The organism is Deinococcus yavapaiensis KR-236, from assembly GCF_003217515.1.
Lineage (GTDB): Bacteria > Deinococcota > Deinococci > Deinococcales > Deinococcaceae > Deinococcus_A > Deinococcus_A yavapaiensis.
The window spans coordinates 1-1,196 of sequence record NZ_QJSX01000047.1 but is presented as its reverse complement, the minus strand read 5'-3'; the positions used below and the strand labels follow the sequence as shown (position 1 = coordinate 1,196).

1 protein-coding gene is annotated in these 1,196 nt (G+C 63.5%); it reads right to left on the bottom strand.

The window, feature by feature from the left end; all coding sequences use genetic code 11:
• Positions 1 to 1,196, bottom strand: a 1,196-nt coding sequence (tuf, locus tag DES52_RS22435; RefSeq protein ID WP_110889055.1) for an elongation factor Tu, incomplete at both ends; no start/stop codon positions are given.

The following is a 1,196-nucleotide window of genomic DNA, read 5'->3' as shown; positions in this document are numbered from 1 at the left end:
ACCTTGGTGACGACGCCGGCGCCGACGGTACGACCGCCTTCGCGAATCGCGAAGCGCAAGCCTTCCTCCATGGCGATCGGCTTGATCAATTCCACCGTGAACGACACGTTATCGCCCGGCATTACCATTTCCACGCCGCCGGGAAGCTCCACGACGCCCGTGACGTCCGTCGTGCGGAAGTAGAACTGCGGGCGGTACCCGCCGAAGAACGCGCTGTGACGCCCGCCTTCTTCTTTGCTCAGCACGTACACGCTCGCTTCGAACTTGGTGTGCGGCGTGATCGAGCCCGGCTTGGCCAGCACTTGACCGCGTTCCACGTCGTCACGCGCCACGCCGCGCAGCAGCACGCCCACGTTGTCGCCCGCCATGCCTTGGTCGAGCAACTTGCGGTGCATTTCGATGCCGGTCACCGTGGTTTTGCGCGTGTCACGCAAGCCGACGATTTCCACTTCGTCTTGCACTTTGACGACGCCGCGTTCCACGCGTCCCGTCGCGACCGTGCCGCGTCCGGTGATGGTGAAGACGTCTTCGACGGGCATCAAGAAGGCTTTGTCGGTGGCGCGTTCGGGGGTGGGGATGTACGCGTCGATGGCGTCGAGCAACTCCCAGATTTTATCGACCCATTGGTTTTCACCGCGTTGGGTTTTGGGGTTGCCTTGCAGCGCTTCGAGGGCTTGCAACGCCGAGCCGCGAATGACGGGCAGGTCGTCGCCGGGGAACTCGTAGCGGGAGAGCAGTTCACGCACTTCCATTTCGACGAGTTCGAGGAGTTCTTCGTCGTCGACCATGTCGACTTTGTTGAGGAACACCACGATGTAGGGCACGCCGACTTGACGGGCGAGCAGGATGTGCTCGCGGGTTTGCGGCATGGGGCCGTCGGCGGCGCTGCACACGAGGATGGCTCCGTCCATTTGGGCGGCGCCGGTGATCATGTTTTTGACGTAGTCGGCGTGGCCGGGGCAGTCGACGTGGGAGTAGTGTCGGCTGGGGGTGTTGTATTCGACGTGCGCGGTGTTGATGGTGATGCCGCGGGCTTTTTCTTCGGGCGCCTTGTCGATTTGGTCGTACGCCAGCTTTTCGACGGTGGGGTCGGCGGCGGCGGCCGTGAACGTGATCGCGGCGGTGAGGGTGGTCTTGCCGTGGTCGACGTGGCCGATGGTGCCGACGTTCACGTGCGGCTTCGTCCGCTCAAACGT